Genomic DNA, 19,153 nt, shown 5'->3' on the forward strand with positions numbered 1-19,153 from the left:
CTAGGATGGCTGCGCCCGTGGCTCAACGGGTCACAGCAGCAAATATTGCTGCGTGGGCGAAAAGCCCGGCTTGTAGGGCGCCAGTTGCGCCGCCGGCAACGCGATGAGCCGCGCCGCGCTGGTATAGAGCAGGGCCGCCTCCACCTTGCGACCGAGGAAGATCACTTCCAGCGCGGCGACATAGGCGGCCATCTGCCGGACATGGGCGACCGGCACCTCCTCCGCATCGCGCGGCGTCATCCGGCCGGTCTTGAAATCGACCAGCTGGACCCGGTCTGCCTCGACCCTCAGCCGGTCGACGGTGCCGGCAATCACCGCTTCGCCCACGACCGCTGCGATCGGCGCTTCGGCCAGCGCACCCGGCGCGAACAGGGCGGCGAAATGCGGATCCTCGATCACCCGCAGTGCATGATCGATCACATCCCGGCGCAGAGTGGCATCCCCTGCCCCCTGCTGTTCCAGCCAGCGCTCCGCCCCCTCGCGCCGCCGCTCGGCGGGCAGGTCGGGCAGGCGCTGGAACAGGGCATGGAGCCAGCGACCGCGCTCGGCCGCCTGCCGCATCGCGGCGGTCGGCGGCGGGTTGGGGACATCATCCTCGACCGGCGCGGACGGCGCCAGCGGCCGGGGCGGACGCTGTTCCGCCGGCGCCTGCGCGCGCAACCAGTCCGGCTCGACCACCACGGGCTTGTCTTCGGCGCTTTCGGGCTGCGCGGCCTTGGGCGTCAGCACCTCGGTCCCGCGCCAGCGGCGGCGGGCGCCCCAGAGCGGATCGGCTTCCCAGTCGCAGCCCATGTCGACCATCGCCGCATCGACCGCGCCATACCAGCTTTGCGGCTTGACCTCGCCCTTGGCCCTTGGCCCGAGCGATCCGGCAACAATCAGCTTTTCCTCGGCACGGGTCAGCGCGACATAGAGGAGGCGCCAATGCTCCTCGCGCTCGATCGCGGCGGCATCGGCCGCAACCTCACCGATCGGCCCAAGCCGCTCGCCCTTGCGCGGGGCCAGGATCGGCAGGCCGTTCCATTCGAGCGAATCCATGCGGTTGCCGGCATCGGGATCGAGACAGGCATCGGCCAGGATAACGATCGGTGCCTGCAAGCCCTTGGCGCCATGCACGGTCAGCAGCCGCAGCGCATCGCCCTGCGCCGCCGCGTCGCGGACAATCTCTACCTCGCCCCGGTCAAACCAGTCGATGAAACGCTGCAGCGAGGGATGGTCGTCCGCCTCGAAGCCGAGCGCGGCATTCAGCAATTCCTCGATCGGGTCGGCCGCTTCCGCCCCCAGCCGCTCGATCAGCCGGCGACGGCCGTCCATCGGGCCGGACAGGATCGCCTCCAGATAGCGATAGGGGGTGGTGAAGTCCGCCTGCCCCAGCAATTGGCGCAGCGGCTGTAATTGCGCGTCGTCCAGCCGCTGGAGCAGATGGCGCCACAGGCCACCCTTGCGCCCGATGGCCCGCTCCATCAGTTCGTTCTGGGTCCAGCCGATCAGCGGCGACACCAGCAGGGCGGCAAGGTTCAGGTCATCGTCGGGCTGCGTGGCAAAGCGCAGCGCGGCCAGCAGGTCGCGCACCGCCAGCGGCGCATTGAGGCGCAGGCGGTCGATGCCGGCAACCGCCACCTTTTCCTCATAGAGGCGCGCGACGATCAGCCGCGCAAGTTCGCTGCGGCGGCGGACCAGGATCATGATGTCGCCAGGGCGGACCGGGCGCCCCCGCGCCTCCAGCATCATCTTGTCGTCGATCCATTGCCGGATCTGGCGCGCGATCTTACCGGCCAGTTCCCGTTCCTGATCGGCGACCCAATCCTCCTCGCCCTCGACCTCGTCGGCAAGACCCGCGATCGTCGGCTTCCACAGCAGCACCTCGCCCGGATGCCGATTGGCGCTGATATGCCGCACTTCGCCCTCGGTCAGGCCCAGCGATTGCGCTCGCAAGGTCGCGATCGTCCGGTCGACCAGGTCGAGCACCGGCGGCGTCGAGCGGAAGCTGCGATCGAGCGATAGGTCGTGGAAGGCATGACCGGCCATATCGGCATGGCGGGCGAACACCATCTGCGCGGCGGCGAACGCCTGCGGGCTGGTGCCCTGGAAACCGAAGATCGCCTGCTTGAAATCGCCCACGGTGAAGATGGTGCGAACCTTGTCGGCCTTGGCACCGTCACCAGCGAAGAACTCGGCGGCCAGCGCACCGACGATCGCCCATTGATGGACGTTGGTGTCCTGCGCTTCGTCGACCAGGATGTGATCGATCCGCTGGTCCAGCTTGTAGCGTATCCATTCGGCGATCCCCTCCTTCTGGAGCAGGGACGCCGTGCGCGCGATCAGGTCGTCGAAATCGACCGCACCGGCGAGCCGCTTGGCTTCGTCATAGGCGCGGGCATAGGCGCGCCCGGCATGTAGCGCGCGGGCCAGCAACGCGGCATAATCGGCCTGCAGCTTGACGCCGATCAGTTCGGCGCAACGGGCATGGAGGCGCGCGGTCGCTTCGCCATAGCCGTCGATCGGTGGCACCCAGCCCTTTGCGGAGATGAGGTCGCCATCCGCCTTGGCCCAGGCGCTGTGCAGGTCGGTCAGGGTCTCGGCACGCGCGGCGGGATCGCGGCCGCGCCAGGCGGCGATCCGGTCGCAGCGTTCCAGCGCCCGGCCCGTGCCCCAATCGGCATTGGCCTGCGCCACCCAGGCCAGGCTGCGCATGTCGAACATGTCGTCGCTGCACTGGTCCGCCAGCCAGGCGTCGATATCACCTTCGGGCAGGCCCAGTTCGCGCGCCAGCCAGGGCTCGATATCGCCGGGCAATTCGGCCAGCGCAGAAAGGCGGGCGGCGCAGCGCAGCAGGAACGTCTCGGCTGCGCCCTCTCCCAGTCGCAGGCTCAAAGCCTGCAAGGCGTCAATCAGGTCGCCATCGCCCTGCTCTTCGGCCCGGATGACCATATCGGCCAGCGTTTGGCGGGCCAGCACACCCTGTTCGCGTGCGTCGAGCGGACGAAAGCCGGGGGCGAGGTCCGCCTCCAGCGGGAAGGAGGCGAGCAATTGCTGGCAGAAACTATGGATGGTCTGGATGCGCAGGCCGCCACCGGTCGATTCCAGCACTTCGGCGAACAGGCGCCGGGCGCGATCGCGCGCCTCTGGCCCGCTCTCTTCGCCGAGTGCCTCCAGATCGTTGAACAGGTCGCGTTCCTCGGCCTGCACCCAGGTGGCGAGCCGGTCATGGATGCGGTCGGCCATTTCCGCCGCGCCGGCCTTGGTAAAGGTCAAGCACAGGATATTTTCCGGGCGCACCCCCTGCAGTAATAGGCGGAAGACGCGGGCGGTGAGCACATGGGTCTTGCCGGTGCCGGCGGAGGCCGACAGCCAGACATGGGCGTCGGGCGCAGCGGCCAGCGCCTGCGCGCCGGCCAGCGGTTGCAAAGGGCTGGAGCCTTTAGCCATCGTCGCGCCCATACCATTCCTCCAGCCGCATCAGTTGGTCATAATCGCCATAATTGACCACTTCCGGATTGACCTGCGCAGCGAAGGGCGCAGCACCGGTCAGCCAGGTTTCGGCTGCGTCGCGGAACTGGTCATAGACGAAGGCAGTGAAATCGGCGGTGACGATCTTGTCGCGCTTGCCCATCGGATCGACCGGGCTCTCGCGATAGCCGAAAGCGTCGCCCTTCTTGGCCAGCGACCAATATTCGAAACTGCCCGCCACCCGCGCGCCGGCAACGCCGGGAAAGGCGCCATCGGCGGATTCCGCGATCAGGCCGAGCAGGCCCAATTGCAGCGCATAGCCGCCGCGCACCTGTCGCGCGCTGGGCGGCTTGCCGGTCTTGTAGTCGACGATGCCGATGCTGCCGTCCGGCATCCGATCGATGCGATCGGCCTTGCCGGTCAGCAGCACGCCGGCAATCTCCGCCTTCCCTTCCGTCTCCACCGCCAGGATATGGCGGCCCGCAGCCTGATCCTTCGCCACTTCGGCCGCGATCCAGCGGATCGCCTCAATCAGGCGCGGCTGCCACAGGGCACGCAGCAGAGGATGGACATCGGGCCGGGCGAACATGGCGCGGGCACGCGCCTCCAGATCGGCCGGATCGCGGCTGCCACCCTGCGCCCAATGCTCCAATATCTCATGCACGACTGTGCCGCGCCAGGCCGGCCCGGCATCGGCATCGACCGGATCGAGGCGATTGAGCTTCAGGATGCGCCGGGCATAGAAGGCGAAGGGATCGGCCTTCAGACGGTCCACATCGGTGACGGGGATGCGGGTCGGCCGGGCGGCGAGCGGCGGCACCGGCGCGGGGCGCGCGGACGGCCGGTGGCTGGGCGGCAGGTCCAGCGCGTCGGCTAGCAGGCGATAGCGATCGGCCGTCTTCCATTGCGGCCCGGCCATCGCTTTCAGCCGCAGCCAGAAGCGTGAAGCGATTGCCGGGCCGCCGCTGCCGCGCCGGGCGCGGGTGATGAGGACATGCGGGGCACCCAGCGCGCTCGCGAAATCATGCGCGGCAAGCCCGATCCGGGTTTCGAGGCCCGGCAGGCCCAGTTCGCGGCGAATGCGCGGCGCCAGCCAGGGGTCGGGCGACGGCAGGCCCGGCCAGCTGCCTTCGTTGAGGCCGCCCAGGATCATCAGGTCCGCCTGCACCAGCTGCGCCTCGACCAGACCCAATATCGCGATGCGCGGATGCCCGCCTTGCGGCGGGCGCACCGACACGCCGCCCAGCATATGGTCGAGCAGCGCCGGCAGCGATCGGATATCGGCCTGGCGCGGCCCTTCGGTCGCGGCGGCCTCCATCTCGGCGAACAGGTCGGCGGCGGCATGGCCCTGATGCCCGGCCCAGAGCGCGTCGTTGGTCAGCGCCCCGGCCTGTTCGCGCACCGCCGTCAATTGCCCGGCCAGATCGGGCGCGAGCGCGAAGGCGGCCTCCAGCGGTTCGAGCAGATCGCGCGCCCAGGGCCACCAGGCACGGGCCTGCGCGCGCAGATCCTTCTGTCGGTCCTCGCCCTCGCGCGGCTCCAGCAGCAGGTCGATGCCCCGCAGCCCCGCCTGCGGGCGCGGCCCCCGCAGCAGCAGGTCGAGCTGGCGCACCCCCTCCAGCCAGGGCAGGCGCATCTCGCCGCGCATCACCAGCGGATGCTTGAGCAGGGTCAGCAGCGCCACCGGCGCAAAGCGCTCGGCGGCCGCCTCCGCCATGGCGATCAGCAGGGTGCCGGGCGGCAGGCGGGACAGCGGCTGACCGGCGGAATCGTCGGCCTCTATGCCCCAGCGGCGCAGATGGGCGGAGACGCGCACCGCGAGCTGCCGGTCGGGCGTTACCAGCGCGGCGGTGCGTTCGGGTGTTTCCAGCGCCTCGCGCAGCGCGATGGCAATGGCCTGCGCTTCCTCGCCCGGCGTGGCCACCTCCAGCGCCTCCACTCCGGCCAGCGAGCGGTCAGCGGTCTTGAGGTCACGCCAGCGACTGGTCAGGCGCGGCGGCAGCATCGCGTTGGAAATGTTGCGGCCGCGCACGGCGCGGGCATCATGTTCACTGCCCCAGCGCCACTGGGCGACATCCTCGCGGCTGGCGCTCATCCGGTCGAGCAGGCGCTTCAAGGCATATTGGGGATGGGTCTCATGTCCCGCAGCGCTGCGGCCGGTGACGGGATCGGGCGGGAACGGACCGATCGCGGCCCAGGCGTCCTCGTCCAAATTCTGGTCGAGCCCGGCGAACACCACCTGGCCGTTGGGCAACTCGGCGATCCGCCGCAGCAGCCCCGCGATCGCCGGCGCGGTGGCGCTGATGCCAGCCGCGACCATGAACCCCGGTGGTGGCGCTTCGCTCCAGCGCGCTGCGACCCGGTCGAACAACCGATTGCGCCGGTCGGCCAGGTCAACGAGGCCAAGCCGCGCCAGTTCGGCCGGCCAGCGGGCAATCAGGATGGAGAAGAGGTCGAGCGATTTTTCCCAATGGCTCGACAGCCCCTCGATCAGGTCGAGCTTCGACAGCGCATCGAGGGGCACCCGCTCCACCTGCATCTGGTCGAGCACGGCGCCGAGCGCCTGCCCCAGTTGCAGCGCCTGGCCGGCATCGGCCGCGCCACCAGCATCCTGGACCATGCGCGCCAGGATCATCTGGCGCCGCATCGGCGGGATGGCGGCCGGAACGGCATCGCCTTCCCACAGCGGATCGAGCGCACCGCCCACTTCCTCGCCCAGTTCCGGATCGCCCAGCGCGACCAGACGGGGCAGCAGCAGGCCGCCCTCGGCCCGGCGGACAAAGGCGTCGCTGACAGCGCGAACCGCGCGATTGCTGGGCAGCAGGATCATGCCCTGCGCCAGGCGGACCGGATCGCTCCCCTGCTGCGCCAATATGCCGGCGACCAGCGCGTCGGCGAAGGCGCGATGCGCCGGGATGGTGTACAGCGCCGGCTTGGCCCGGTCACCCATGGGCGATCATCGACTCCACGACGGGAATGGCCTGCGGCGTGCCCACGTCAAACCACAGCCCCTGATGCACCGCGCCATAGAGACGCCCGGCCGCGATCGCGCGGTTCCAGAAGATATTGGTCGAAAAGACATCCGCCGGCGGATCAACCAGCAGGCGGGGCGAGAGGATCTGTACGCCGGTGAAGACGAACGGCGCGACATGGGCGGTCTTGCGCCGGGTCAAACGGCCATTGGCATCCATGTGAAAATCGCCCGGCCCGCTATGACAATTGGCCCGCGCCAGCGGCACCAGCAGCAGCAGCGCGTCCATCCGTTCGGGATCCCATAGCCGCTGCATCATGCCCAGCGTCTCGGCCGGGCCATCAATCCACAGATTGTCGCTATTGGCGCAGATGAAAGGCTTGTCGCCGAGCAGTGGCCTGGCGTGGATCAGCCCGCCGCCGGTTTCCAGCAGCTTGGCCCGCTCGTCGGAAATGCGAAAGTCCATGTCCTTGCGCGTCCTCAGATGCGCCTCGACGGTGTCGGCAAGATAATGGACGTTGACGACCACCGTCTTGATGCCGCCGGCCGCCAGGCGATCGAGCGCATGGTCCATCAGCGCCTTGCCGGCGACCTTGACCAGCGGCTTGGGCCGCGTTGCAGTCAATGGCCGCATCCGCTTGCCGAGGCCTGCTGCCATGAGCATGGCGGTATTGATCATGCCTGGGCAAACTCCGCGAGCGCACGATGGCGCTTGTCGGCAGGGATATTGGCGTCGAACCAGACCTTCACCGGCGCCAGCGCCGGATGGGCGAGATCGCGTTCCAGCAGCCCCCACATGCGCGGCAGGTAGGACAGATAGCGCGGCTTGTGGTCGCGCTTCCAAAGGCGGGTGAAGATGCCGATGATCTTGGCGTTGCGCTGAGCGCCCAGCACCGCATAGGCGGCATCGAAATCGGCCGGCGGATTGGCGACCGCATGATAATGGGCGAGCATCGCCGCCTCCAGTTCGGACGACACGTCGCGCCGGGCATCCTGCAGCAGCGAGACGAGATCATAGGCCGGATGGCCGGCCAGCGCGTCCTGAAAATCGAGCAGGCCAAGACCACGCACTTCGGGGCGGTCGATCAGCATGATGTTTTCGGCATGATAGTCGCGCAGCACGGTGACGACAGGACTTGCCGACTGTTCGGCGATGGGCAGTACCGCGTCCCAGGCTGCATGATAGGCGTCGGCATCGACGTCCAGCCCCAGCGCCGGGCAATACCATTCGGTCAGCAGCCCGACCTCGCGCTGATAGACCGCGCGGTCGTAGGGCGGGACATCGGCAGCGGGCAGCTTGTGCAGGTCGGCCAGCAGATCGATCGCGCGGCGATAGACCGCCAGTTCCCCCGCCGGATCATCCTCGACATGCTCCTTCAGGCGCTCGTCGCCAAAGTCCTCGATCAGGACGAGGCCTTGCGTCAGATCCTGCGCCAGGATCGCGGGCGCGGCAAAGCCCTGACCCAGCAGATGCTGCGCAATCGCAATGAACGGGCGCGGATCTTCATGCGGCGGCGGCGCGTCCATCAGCACGGCACGGCGACCGCCGTCGACCACGCGGAAATAGCGACGGAAGGACGCATCGCCGGCAAGCGGAACGATGGCGGCGCCATCCCAACCCGCCTGCGTGAGGAAAGCGGGGGCGGTTGCGGGGGGGATCATATCTGTGACCATCGATCCGTCCAAGCGTCGGGCACGCGCGCTGTCAAGCGCCGTGCGCCATCCGGCTCGATCATGATGGTCAGAAACAGGGCGTGCGACCAGAGCCCATCGCCCAGCCTGTCGGGCCATTCGATGATCAGCAGGCTGTCCTGCAGATATTCGTCCAGCGCGAGCTCGGCCGCTTCCTCCGCATCATCAAGCCGGTAGAGATCGACATGGGCGACCGGCAGGCGGACATCCGGAATGTCATAGGGCTGGACGATCGCGAAGCTGGGGCTGGGTGCCTCCCCTTCCAGGCCAAGCCCCTCCAACAGGCCGCGCGCCAACGTCGTCTTGCCGGCGCCGAGGCCGCCTTCCAGCGCGATGACGTCACCGATGCGGACATGGCTCGCCAGTCGTCGCCCCAGATCGAGCTGGGCACCCTCGCCCTCCAGCATCATATCCAGCTCAGCCACGGGGCAGCTCAATCACGACCATCGTCCCCTGACCCGGCTCCGATACCAGTTCGAACGTGCCGCCATGGGCCTGTGCCAACTGCTTGACCAACGGCAGGCCAATCGTCGCGCGCGCGCCCTTGCGGTTCTGCTCGGCGCGGCTGATCGCATCGAAGATCGTGGCTTGCCGGGTGGCATCGATACCGGGGCCATTGTCCGACACGACCAAGCGGGCGAGATCGGGGCCGCCATCGCCATGCAACAGCACCCGTGCGCCCGAGCCGCAATAGCGTACTGCATTTTCCAAAAGATGATCGACCGCCTGGCCGATCCGGCGTGCATCGCCCTGGATCACCCCCAGCGTATCCTGCAGGGTGACGGCAAGATCGATCCCCTTGGCCTTAGCCTCGCCATCGATGCGCGCGACGCTGGCGCGCACCAGCGCCGCCAGATCGACCTCGCTGCGTTCGATCGGCAGGGTGCCGGCCTCGCCCTGGGTCAGGTCGAGCACATTGTCGATCAGCATCGACAGGCGCCCGGTGCTCTGCAGGATACCGTTCACATACTCGACCGCGCTGTCGCTGAGTTCGCCGGCATAGCCCGCGCTCATCATCTCGGCAAAGCCAGCGATGGTCGTCAGCGGCGTGCGCAGTTCATAGCTCATGTTCGTGACGAAGGCGGTCTTCACCTTGTCGGCCTGTTCCAGCGCCTCGTTGCGGTCGCGCAGCATCTGCTCGACCCGCCGGCTGTCGGTGACATCCAGCATGGTGAACAGCGCATTGCCATCCGGTAGCGGAATGGCGGCAAATTCGAAGATGCGCCCATCGGCAAAGCCGACATGGCCGACACGCTGCTTGCGCTCGACCGTCGCCGCGCGGACCAGTTCGCGCACCAGATTGCTCTGCTGCGGCTTGGCAAGGCGGCTCTGCACGGCACGCATCAACTCATCGATGCGGGGATGCTTACCCAGTGCCTCTTCGCTGATGTCCCAGATGGTGCGGAAACGGCTGTTCCACAGATGCAGGCGCCCGTCCGACGAGAAGACACCGATCGCCTCGAACAGATTGTCGAAGGTCGCCGTCCGTACCCGCAACAGCGTATCGCGCGCGCTCGACAATTGCACCTGTTCGGTCCGATCCTCGAAGATCAGCAACAGGCCGCCGTCGGGCAGCGGCTGGGCATAGACGCGCAAATGCGTGCCATCGACCAGCAGCCAGTTTTCCTCCAGCGGATCAGGCGACAGGAACCAGTCGCGCCGCTCCGCGCGCCAGGCCGGGAAGTCCCGATTTTCCGGCAGGCGGCGCGCATCGCGCATCTGATCGAGCACGCGCTCGAACAGCGGCGCATCGGTCAGCGCGTCCTGCTTCAGGCCGAACAGGCTGATGAAAGGCTGATTCCAGAAGCGCAGCGCCCGATCTGGACCGAAGCGCGCGACGCCGGCCGACAGGCGATCGAGCAGATCGCGCTGCGCCGCTTCCAGCCGACGATGCTCGACCCGCGCCTGTTCCAGCTCATGCTGGTCCATCGCGAAACCTGCGACCCCGGCCGCGCCCAGCGGCACGTCAACGACGCGCATCGTCCGCCGTTCGCCATCTATCGTTGCGGGAACGATACGGGCAAGCGAATTGCCTTCGTCGAGCGCCTGTGCCGCGGCGTCCTGCGGGCTGAAGCCGTTCACATTCTCGACCAGTTCGGTGCCGTTCATGATCACGTCATGGGCACCGGCGCCGTCGACGGCGCGGACATAGGCGCTGTTGACCAGGCTCAGGCGCAGGTCGGGCGTGCGGTGCCACATCGGGAAGGGCGCGGCCTCGACCAGTCCAGCGAGCGCCTCCAACGCCTCGCGCAATTGCCCGACGGTCGCGCTTAGCGCCTGGATTTCCGCCTGGCTGTCGGTCGCGTCGAAGATCCACAGCACGACGCCGCCATTGGCGGCCAGCGCCGGCCCGGCGGGCGCACCGCGAACCAGCAGCGTGCGCGACGAGCCGCTGCCCCGGATCGGCAGCGAAAAACTCTTGCCCGCTTTCTGTGCGGCGCCGATCTCGCGCCCCAGTGCAGCGGCATCGGCCGGCTCAAGCCCGCCATCGGGCGCCGTCAGTTCGGACACGAAGGTCGGCACACGGTCCCGGCCCAGCCATTTGCCCAGCCGATCGGCGGCCTCCATCCGGCCGTCAGGATGAATGATGACGGGCGCAGCCGGCGCCGACGCCAGCAGCGTCGTCAGCCGATCCAGCTTGCCCTGCGCCTGCATCCCTGCGCGGCGCATGCGCTGACCCGTGACCAGCGCCCATATCGCAGCCCCCAGCCAGCCGGCCATCACCGTACCCAGCAACAAAGTGGCAAGCGGGCTCATAGACCCCATTGCGCCATTCCCATCCCGTTCGCGACCAGTTGTTTATCGTTCATACAGACCAATGGCCACGGGCCTAACGCAACTTGGCGCCGGCGGAAAGCGCCCAGATATGATGAATGCCCGGCACAGCATGGTCCGGGCATCGGATAAGGTAAAAGGGGGAGGATGGCCCTCCCCCTTTTTCAATTTTTAGTAGCGGTAGTGGTCCGGCTTGAACGGGCCTTCGACCGGCACGCCGATATAGTCGGCCTGACGCTGGCTGAGCTGGGTCAGCTTCACGCCCAGCTTTTCCAGGTGCAGCGCGGCGACCTTCTCGTCCAGATGCTTGGGCAGGACATAGACGTCGTTGCCGTAGGTTTCGCTCTTGGTCCACAGCTCGATCTGCGCCAGCGTCTGGTTGGTGAAGCTGGCCGACATCACGAAGCTGGGATGGCCGGTGGCGTTGCCCAGGTTGACCAGGCGGCCCTTCGACAGGACGATGATCTTCTTGCCATCGGGGAATTCGACTTCGTCGACCTGCGGCTTGATCTCGGTCCACTTCATGTTGGCGAGGCCGGCGATTTCGATCTCGCTGTCGAAATGGCCGATGTTCGACACGATCGCCATATTCTTCATGGCGCGCATGTGATCGACGGTCAGAACGCCTTCGTTGCCGGTGGCGGTGACGAAGATGTCGGCGCGCGGCGCGGCTTCTTCCATCGTCACGACTTCATAGCCTTCCATCGCGGCCTGCAGGGCGCAGATCGGATCGATTTCGGTCACGAGAACGCGGGCACCGCCGTTGCGCAGCGATGCGGCCGAACCCTTGCCGACGTCACCGAAACCGGCAACGCAGGCGACCTTGCCGGCCAGCATGACGTCGGTGCCGCGACGGATGGCGTCGACCAGCGATTCCTTGCAGCCATAAAGGTTGTCGAACTTCGACTTGGTGACGCTGTCGTTGACGTTGATCGCCGGGAAGGGCAGCTTGCCCTTCTTCGACAGTTCATACAGGCGGTGAACGCCGGTGGTGGTTTCTTCCGACACGCCCTTGATCGACTGGACGGTCTTGGTCAGGAAGCCGGGACGCTCGGCCAGCACGCGCTTCAGCACGGCGCAGAAGATTTCCTCTTCCTCGTTCGACGGCGTGAACAGTTCTTCGCCAGCTTCGACGCGGGCGCCCCACAGGGCGAACATGGTGGCGTCGCCGCCATCGTCGAGGATCAGGTTACAGACACCGCTGTCGTCATTGTGCCAGTCGAAGATGCGCTCGACATAGTCCCAATATTCCTGAAGGCTTTCACCCTTGACGGCGAAGACCGGCACGCCCGACGCGGCGATCGCGGCGGCGGCATGGTCCTGCGTCGAATAGATGTTGCAGGTCGCCCAGCGGACCTGCGCGCCCAGCGCGGTCAGCGTCTCGATCAGCACGGCGGTCTGGATCGTCATGTGCAGCGAGCCGGTGATGCGCGCGCCCTTGAGCGGCTGCGACGCACCGAATTCGGCGCGCAGAGCCATCAGGCCGGGCATTTCGGTTTCGGCGATCTCGATTTCCTTGCGACCAAAGGCGGCAAGGCCGATATCGGCGATCACATAATCCTGCGCCTTGTCAGCGGGTACGGTGGCCACGAGCCTGTCTCCATCATTAGAAATTGACCGGCCGCCGGCATAAGGAAGGCGCCGGCGATGGTCGGGCTTTACCAATCGCCGCCAAGCATGGCAACTCAATATAAAGTTTTCTTTATGTGTTAATTGGCCGGACCCCGAACCTGTGCGGACGGCAGGCGCGCTGCCCCTTCGGCCATGGCGATGGATCGACCCGTCGAGCCGCCACTCACGCCTTCGTCGGCCAGCAGATCATTGGCGAGGGCGATCGCCATGTCGCACTGGGGCGCATCGATCCGCGGCGCGATGCCGGCAGATTCCGACAATTTCCAGATCGCAGCCCGATTGGCCGGGACCGCATTGGCCGCCGCCTGGATCGCCTGAAGATCCCGGCATTCCAGCCCGCCGGCACCCGCGCCATAGCTGTTCGCCAACATTATGACATAATCATCATAGGCATCGAGGCCGCCTTCCAGCCCCGCAACGTCCGCAAAGTGGCTGCGCAGCGCGTCATTCACCTCGACCAGGGCCGTCCGCTTTTCACGCACGAACTGGTTATAGGCCGGCAGGAAATCATAGGCGCTGGTGTTGCAGCGAAGCGCCGACACCATCAGCATCATCTCGAAATTGCGGACCTGTGCCGCCTCGACATGATCCTTCTTCCAGCAGGTCGCCGCCGACGCCGGCGCGAGCGGCATCGCTGCGGCAAGCGCCGCACAGATAATCTTCTTCATGAAATAACCCCGCATATTCCCCAGAGACGGAGAATGGGCGGAACCGATTGCTGCAATCTATCGCGCTATGGTTAAGGCGAATTTACCCTAAACGGTTCAGTTACGATGCCAGAACAAGCGGCCAATGGCTGTTGTTGTTCTGTCCCTGAAACGGCCGGAAATCGACAGCGCAACGGATCAAAAAGTCAGGCCGACCCGCCGCCGCTCACCAGATGGGCCGAATCGACCCCCGCAGCGGCATAGGCGGCGCGCCATTTGCGGTGCGCAGGCGTGTCGAACAGTAGCGCCGCATCGCCCTCGGCCAGGAACCAGCTTTCGCCGGCCATTTCCCGTTCCAGCTGGCCTGCGCCCCAGCCCGCATAGCCCAGCGCGACAAGATAGCGGCTCGGGCCGCGTCCTTCGGCAATGGCCTTCAATATGTCGAGCGAGCCGGAAAGGCCCCAGTCCGGCCCGGAGTGCACCATGTCCTGCCCCGCCCAATCGAGCGAATGCAGCACGAAGCCGCGCCGCGGCTCCACTGGCCCGCCCTTTAGGACGGGCTGGTCAGGAATGGCCGAAGCGTCGATATCGAAACTCTGGAGCAGATCGCGCAAGCCGACCCCCTCAACCTCCTCGTTCAGGGAAATGCCCAGCGCCCCATCCTCGTCATGCACGCACAGCGCAATCACGGAATGGTCGAAGCGCTCATCTTCCATGCCCGGCAATGCCAGTAGGAAGCGGCCGCCATAGAAGCGCGGATCGGTCATGCTGCGGAATATAGGCAGAAACGCGCCAATGCCAATCGGCGACTGTCGCGACAAAGGGGCATCGTGCCATATTCCGCGCCCGCACCCTTGACAGCGAAGGCGCGAGCAACGAACTCCGCGACGCCACAGGCCAGGAGACAAGATATGACCATCGTCAAGGGTGACCGCCTTCCCAGCACGACCTTCACCAAGATGACCGAAAACGGCCCCGAACAGGTTGTTTCGGATGACTATTTCGCGGGCCGCACCGTCGCCCTCTTCTCGGTGCCCGGCGCCTTCACGCCGACCTGCTCGGCCAAGCACCTGCCCGGCTTCATCGAAAAGGCCGACGCCCTCAAGGGCAAGGGCGTCGACGAGATCGCCTGCACCGCCGTCAACGACGCCTTCGTCATGGGCGCATGGGGCAAGTCGGCCGGCGCCGATGACAAGGTGACGATGCTGGCAGACGGCAATGGCAGCTTCGCGCAGGCCGTGGGCCTGACCATGGATGGCAGCAAGTTCGGCCTTGGCGAGCGCGGCCAGCGCTTCTCGATGATCGTCAAGGACGGTGTCGTCGAGGAACTGAACGTCGAAGCACCGGGCGACTTCAAGGTCTCCTCGGCTGACTTCATGCTCGAACAGCTCTGAATTTTCCGGTCGCGCGCCCGGCCGGATCGGTCGGGCGCGGGATTGTTTCGCTGGCATCTTCCTTCCGTCACACAAGTGCGGTAGCAAGAGGTGATGACACAGAGCATCGGCACAGCGATCGTCGCGCAACTCGACGCCATCTATCAGACATCCATCGAAAATCTGCGGGAGGCGATGCGCGCCTATGCCCGCGACGGCAGCATCCCGCCGCCCGAGGCGCGGGCCGACCGGCGCTTCTGCTACCCGGAACTGCGGGTCACCTATCAGGATGACAGCCAGGCGCCGCCGCCGGGCCGCTCCTTCGCGCGCCTGTCGAAGCCCGGCCGCTATGTGACCACGGTCACCCGGCCCGCCATGTTCGCCGATTATCTCGCCGAACAGATCGACCTTCTGGTCCGCGACTATGGTGTGGAGGTCGAAACCGGCCTGTCGGATCAGCAGATCCCCTTCCCCTATGTTCTCGACGGGCTCGACATCAATGCGCTCGACGGCACACCGCCGACCGAGTTGGCGCGCCATTTCCCGGCAACGGAACTGGCCGAGATCGGCGACGAGATCGCCGACGGCCTGTTCACGCCGGATGCCGAAGGCGACCGTCCGCTCGCCCTGTTCGACGGGCTACGCACCGATTTCTCGCTGGCGCGCCTGAAGCACTATACCGGCACCCCGGCCGAGCATGTGCAGCGCTATATCCTGTTCACCAACTATCATCGTTATGTCGACGAATTCGTGGACTGGGCGTGCAAGGAACTGCAGCGCCCCGACAGCCGCTTCACCGCGCTATCGGGTGCCGGCGGCGTCTTCGTTACGCCCGAAACCGCCGATCCCGCGCAGATGATCGCCGACAGCGCCTGGCGCAAGCATCAGATGCCGGCCTATCATCTAATCGCGCCCGATCGCAGCGGCATCACCCTTGTCAATATCGGTGTCGGCCCGTCCAACGCCAAGACCATCTGCGACCACCTGGCCGTTGTCCGCCCCGAAGCCTGGCTGATGATCGGCCATTGCGGCGGCCTGCGCCCCAGCCAGCGGATCGGCGACTATGTGCTGGCCCACGCCTATCTGCGCGACGACCATGTCCTCGACGAGATGCTGCCGCCGGAAATCCCGGTGCCGGCGATCGCCGAAGTACAGGTCGCGATGGCAAGTGCCGCCGAAGCGATATTGGGCGGCGGCAATCCGGAGGATTTCAAGCGCCGCCTGCGCACCGGCACGGTCGTCACCACCGACGATCGCAACTGGGAATTGCGCTATTCCAGTTCCGCCCTGCGCTTCAGCCTGTCGCGCGCGGTCGGCATCGACATGGAATCCGCCACGATCGCGGCGCAGGGTTATCGCTTCCGCGTCCCCTATGGCACCTTGCTCTGCGTATCGGACAAGCCGATCCATGGCGAACTGAAGCTGCCCGGCCAGGCCAACCGCTTCTATGAGGAAGCCATTGCCGGCCATCTGCGTGTCGGCCTGATGGCCTGCGAACTGTTGCGCCAGGAAGGGCCAAAGCTGCACAGTCGCAAGCTGCGCGCCTTCAACGAGCCCCCCTTCCGGTAAGGCCGGAATGTCCGTGCTGTCGCCCGATCCGACGGATCAGGCGGCGGCGCGGGATACCGTGACCCGGTTCTTGCCCTCGCGCTTCGCCGCATAGAGCGCCGCATCGGCCCGCGCGACCAGATCGTCCAGTTCCCGATCATCCGGCCGCAAATCGGTAACGCCAAAGCTCGCCCGCAACAGCGCCTGAGGCGCCTCGCCAAGGCGCAGGCAGCTGATTTCCGCCCGCACGCGCTCCATCGCATCGGCCGCGACTTCCGCGCCGGTGTCGACCATCAGCAAACCGAACTCGTCGCCGCCCAGGCGGCCAACCACATCGCCGCGCCGTACCGCGTTGGTCAGCAGATGGGCGAAGCCGCGCAGCGCAGCATCGCCCGCCATATGACCATAGCCGTCATTCAGTCCCTTGAAGCCATCCAGATCGCAAATGACCAGCGCAACCGGTCGCCCCTGCCGCCGGGCGTTGGCGATCGCCCGTTCGGCTGCTTCCTCGATGCCGCGACGATTGAGGATATTGGTCAGCGGATCATGCATCATCTGCTGCCGAAGCTGCTGGGCCAGGTCGCCCGCCACCACCAGCACCGCCGTGACCGCCGTGCCGACATAGACGGTCGGCATGAACAGCCCCAGGATCGCGCGATAGAGTTCCTTGCCCTCCTCCGGGCCGCGGATCAGGGCTGCCGATGTGGCCAGCGCCAGCTGGCCCAGGGCAAAGGCGAGCAGCGCGGCAAAGAAGGCCAGCTCGGGCGGCGTGAAGGACCGATTGCGCGGCCAGAGCGACAGCGCACTGACCGCCATGAGCAGACCGACATAGGCGGGAATGATCATCCCCTGCATGATCTGACTGCCCACCGGCCCGATCGCAATCGCCATCGCCAGGCTCACCAGGACAGCCGGGACGGCAAAGGCAAGCAATTGCAAGGGGCGGCCCGACCGCTGACGGATGCCGATCGCCAGTAGCGACGCGCTGACAATGAGGCCGATGCCAGTCAGGATGAACAGCCAGCGGCTGTGCAGGAAATAGCCGCCGGCATTGGCGATCCATTGGAGGATGGCGACCGCATAGGATGCGGTCCAGGTCAGCACATGCCGCTGGCGGCCGAAATGCAGCCATGAAACACCCATGGCGATGGTCATCACCAGGGCAGTACCGAAAAGCAGGGAAAGAATAACGGCCGGCGCGCTCATGCGCCGGCCATTTACCAATTTTTACGGCGACTTACCAGCCGCAGGACTTGCCCTTATTCTGCGTCTTCAACCATGTCTGAAGCGGCGCGAAATAATTGACCAGCGCCTTGCCCGACATCTCGCGGCTACCGGTGAAGGCCTGCAGCGCATCGGGCCAGGGCTTGGATGCGCCCATCTTCAACATCGCGTCAAGTTTCTCGCCTACCGCCTTGTTTCCATAGAAGGAGCAGCGATGGAGTGGCCCCTTCCAGCCGGACTGGCGGCATGCTGCCTCATAGAATTGGAACTGCAGCACGCGCGCCAGGAAGTAGCGGGTATAGGGCGTATTGCCGGGGATATGGAATTTCGCGCCGGCATCGAACTTCGTCTCGTCACGGGACACCGGCGGGACGATGCCCTGATACTGGCGGCGCAGGTCGGTCCAGGCCGACTCATATTTGGCCTCCGGGATCGACCCGTCGAACACGCCCCAGCGCCATTTGTCGATCAGCAGGCCGAACGGCAGGAAGGCGACCTTGTCCATCGCCTGGCGCAGCAGCAAACCCAGATCCTTGTCGGTGCCCGGCACCTTGGCAGGATCGAGCAGGCCGATCTTCACCAGATAGTCGGGCGTGATCGACAGCGCGATGAAATCGCCAATCGCCTCGTGGAAGCCGTCATTGGCGCCGTCGAGATAGAGCGGCTTCTGGATATTATAGGCACGCTGATAATAATTATGGCCCAGCTCATGATGGATGGTGACGAAATCGTCGCCATTCACCTTGGTACACATCTTGATCCGGATATCGTCCTTGTTATCCAGATCCCAGGCGGAAGCGTGGCAGATCACTTCGCGGTCGCGCGGCTTGGTAATCTGTGAGCGATCCCAGAAAGTCTGGGGCAGCGGCGCGAAGCCGAGCGAGCTGTAGAAGCCCTCCCCCGTCTTCACCATCTTGATGGGATCGTAATTCTTGGCCGTCAGCAGGTCGGTGATGTCATAGCCCAGGTCACCGGCACCGGCGGGCGCGACGATGTCATAGATATTGCCCCATTCCTGTGCCCACATATTGCCGAGCAGGTCCGCGCGGATCGGCCCGGTCTTGGACTGAACCGCATCGCCATATTTCTCGTTGAGCTTGGTACGCGTGTAGCAGTGCAGGTCATCGTAGAGCGGTTTTACTTCGGCCCAGATCTTGTCGGTCAGCTTGGCGAAGTCATCGGCCGGCATGTCATATTTCGACCGCCACATCGCGCCGGTGTCGGCAAAGCCCAGTTCCTTGGCCCCCTGGTTGGCGATCGTCACCAGCTTGGCATAGTCGCCGCGCATCGGGGCGCCGACATTATCGTGCCAGCTGACCCACATTTCCTTGAGTTCGTCCGGATTGCGGTCCGTGCCCATCTTCTCTTCAATGTCGCTGCCGTTGATCGGCTGGCCGTTCAGCGTGCCCTTGCCCTTGCCATAGGTGGACTGGAGCTTGGTCGCGAGGTCATTCAGTTCCTGCGAGGCGCCCGGCGTGGTCGGCGCAGGCAGGGTCAGCGCGGTGCGCAACAGCGTCAGGCGACGCTTGGTCTCTTCGGTCAGGCCCGGCGCGGTAGCGAACTTGGCTGCCTCCAGCGCATAGTCGACCCGCATCGTCGTATCGATCGCGCCGAAATAGGAAGCGAGCGCGTCGGTATCGTCGGTGATGTAGGTTGCGTTGATCCAGGCGGCCCGGCTGCTGATCAGCGACTGATCGAACAGCGCCTTCTCCGCCTTGGTCAGGAAGGCTTCGGCTTCGGCCGCGGTCGGCTGCTGCATGGCCGGCGCCTGCTGCGCCAGCACCGGCGATGCAACAAGGGCAGCCGCAAGCGCGGCGATCGAAATGGCGATTTTCATGGAA

The 19,153-nt window shown here is 66.0% G+C and carries 13 protein-coding genes; 2 read left to right on the top strand and 11 right to left on the bottom strand.

The genetic code is table 11. The annotated features are described in order from the left end of the window. Positions 1 to 30 precede the first annotated feature (30 nt). From addA to AC0KVN_RS00155, 9 genes are all read right to left on the bottom strand, one after another. Positions 31 to 3,441 (bottom strand): double-strand break repair helicase AddA, encoded by a 3,411-nt coding sequence (addA, locus tag AC0KVN_RS00115; protein ID WP_435567536.1) that lies wholly within the window; start codon positions 3,439 to 3,441, stop codon positions 31 to 33. After that, positions 3,422 to 6,400 carry a double-strand break repair protein AddB gene (gene addB / locus AC0KVN_RS00120; RefSeq protein WP_435567535.1) on the bottom strand — a complete coding sequence of 993 codons (2,979 nt, stop codon included), beginning with the start codon at positions 6,398 to 6,400 and terminating at the stop codon, positions 3,422 to 3,424. Before addB ends, addA begins: the two co-directional genes overlap by 20 nt. Then, positions 6,393 to 7,100, bottom strand: coding sequence for a nucleotidyltransferase family protein (locus tag AC0KVN_RS00125; RefSeq protein WP_435567534.1), 708 nt, complete (start codon positions 7,098 to 7,100; stop codon positions 6,393 to 6,395). Before AC0KVN_RS00125 ends, addB begins: the two co-directional genes overlap by 8 nt. Next, on the bottom strand, positions 7,097 to 8,083 hold the full coding sequence (locus AC0KVN_RS00130; protein ID WP_435567533.1) for an aminoglycoside phosphotransferase family protein: 987 nt from the start codon (positions 8,081 to 8,083) through the stop codon (positions 7,097 to 7,099). The genes AC0KVN_RS00125 and AC0KVN_RS00130 overlap by 4 nt, the downstream gene beginning before the upstream one ends. Next, positions 8,080 to 8,523 (bottom strand): tRNA (adenosine(37)-N6)-threonylcarbamoyltransferase complex ATPase subunit type 1 TsaE, encoded by a 444-nt coding sequence (gene tsaE, locus AC0KVN_RS00135; protein ID WP_376745008.1) that lies wholly within the window; start codon positions 8,521 to 8,523, stop codon positions 8,080 to 8,082. The genes AC0KVN_RS00130 and tsaE overlap by 4 nt, the downstream gene beginning before the upstream one ends. Before the next feature lie 7 nt (positions 8,524 to 8,530). Further along, complete coding sequence (locus AC0KVN_RS00140) at positions 8,531 to 10,879, bottom strand: sensor histidine kinase (RefSeq protein WP_435567532.1); 2,349 nt, start codon at positions 10,877 to 10,879, stop codon at positions 8,531 to 8,533. A 180-nt stretch (positions 10,880 to 11,059) separates the two neighbouring features. After that, the gene (gene ahcY / locus AC0KVN_RS00145) at positions 11,060 to 12,478 is read right to left on the bottom strand and encodes an adenosylhomocysteinase (RefSeq protein WP_004207176.1); all 1,419 of its coding nucleotides are present in this window, start codon (positions 12,476 to 12,478) and stop codon (positions 11,060 to 11,062) included. Between the two features lie 119 nt (positions 12,479 to 12,597). After that, a complete protein-coding gene (locus AC0KVN_RS00150) occupies positions 12,598 to 13,188 on the bottom strand; it encodes a hypothetical protein (protein WP_235654749.1) in 591 nt (196 codons plus the stop codon). Between the two features lie 185 nt (positions 13,189 to 13,373). Beyond that, positions 13,374 to 13,934: a YqgE/AlgH family protein gene (locus AC0KVN_RS00155; protein WP_435567531.1), complete on the bottom strand. Its 561-nt coding sequence runs from the start codon at positions 13,932 to 13,934 to the stop codon at positions 13,374 to 13,376. A 144-nt stretch (positions 13,935 to 14,078) separates the two neighbouring features. Between AC0KVN_RS00155 and AC0KVN_RS00160 the strand changes: the two genes are divergently transcribed. Both AC0KVN_RS00160 and AC0KVN_RS00165 read left to right on the top strand, forming a co-directional pair. Beyond that, the gene (locus AC0KVN_RS00160) at positions 14,079 to 14,561 is read left to right on the top strand and encodes a peroxiredoxin (protein WP_010338770.1); all 483 of its coding nucleotides are present in this window, start codon (positions 14,079 to 14,081) and stop codon (positions 14,559 to 14,561) included. A gap of 93 nt (positions 14,562 to 14,654) precedes the next feature. Continuing rightward, positions 14,655 to 16,109 (top strand): AMP nucleosidase, encoded by a 1,455-nt coding sequence (locus tag AC0KVN_RS00165; RefSeq protein ID WP_010338771.1) that lies wholly within the window; start codon positions 14,655 to 14,657, stop codon positions 16,107 to 16,109. 36 nt (positions 16,110 to 16,145) lie between these two features. Here the strand turns inward: AC0KVN_RS00165 and AC0KVN_RS00170 are convergent, their stop codons facing one another. Further along, a complete protein-coding gene (locus tag AC0KVN_RS00170; RefSeq protein WP_004207181.1) occupies positions 16,146 to 17,294 on the bottom strand; it encodes a GGDEF domain-containing protein in 1,149 nt (382 codons plus the stop codon). A 31-nt stretch (positions 17,295 to 17,325) separates the two neighbouring features. Beyond that, positions 17,326 to 19,149, bottom strand: a complete 1,824-nt coding sequence (locus AC0KVN_RS00175) for a M2 family metallopeptidase (protein ID WP_483655202.1) — start codon at positions 19,147 to 19,149, stop codon at positions 17,326 to 17,328. Positions 19,150 to 19,153 lie beyond the last annotated feature (4 nt).

This window comes from Sphingobium sp. SG1, assembly GCF_057063145.1.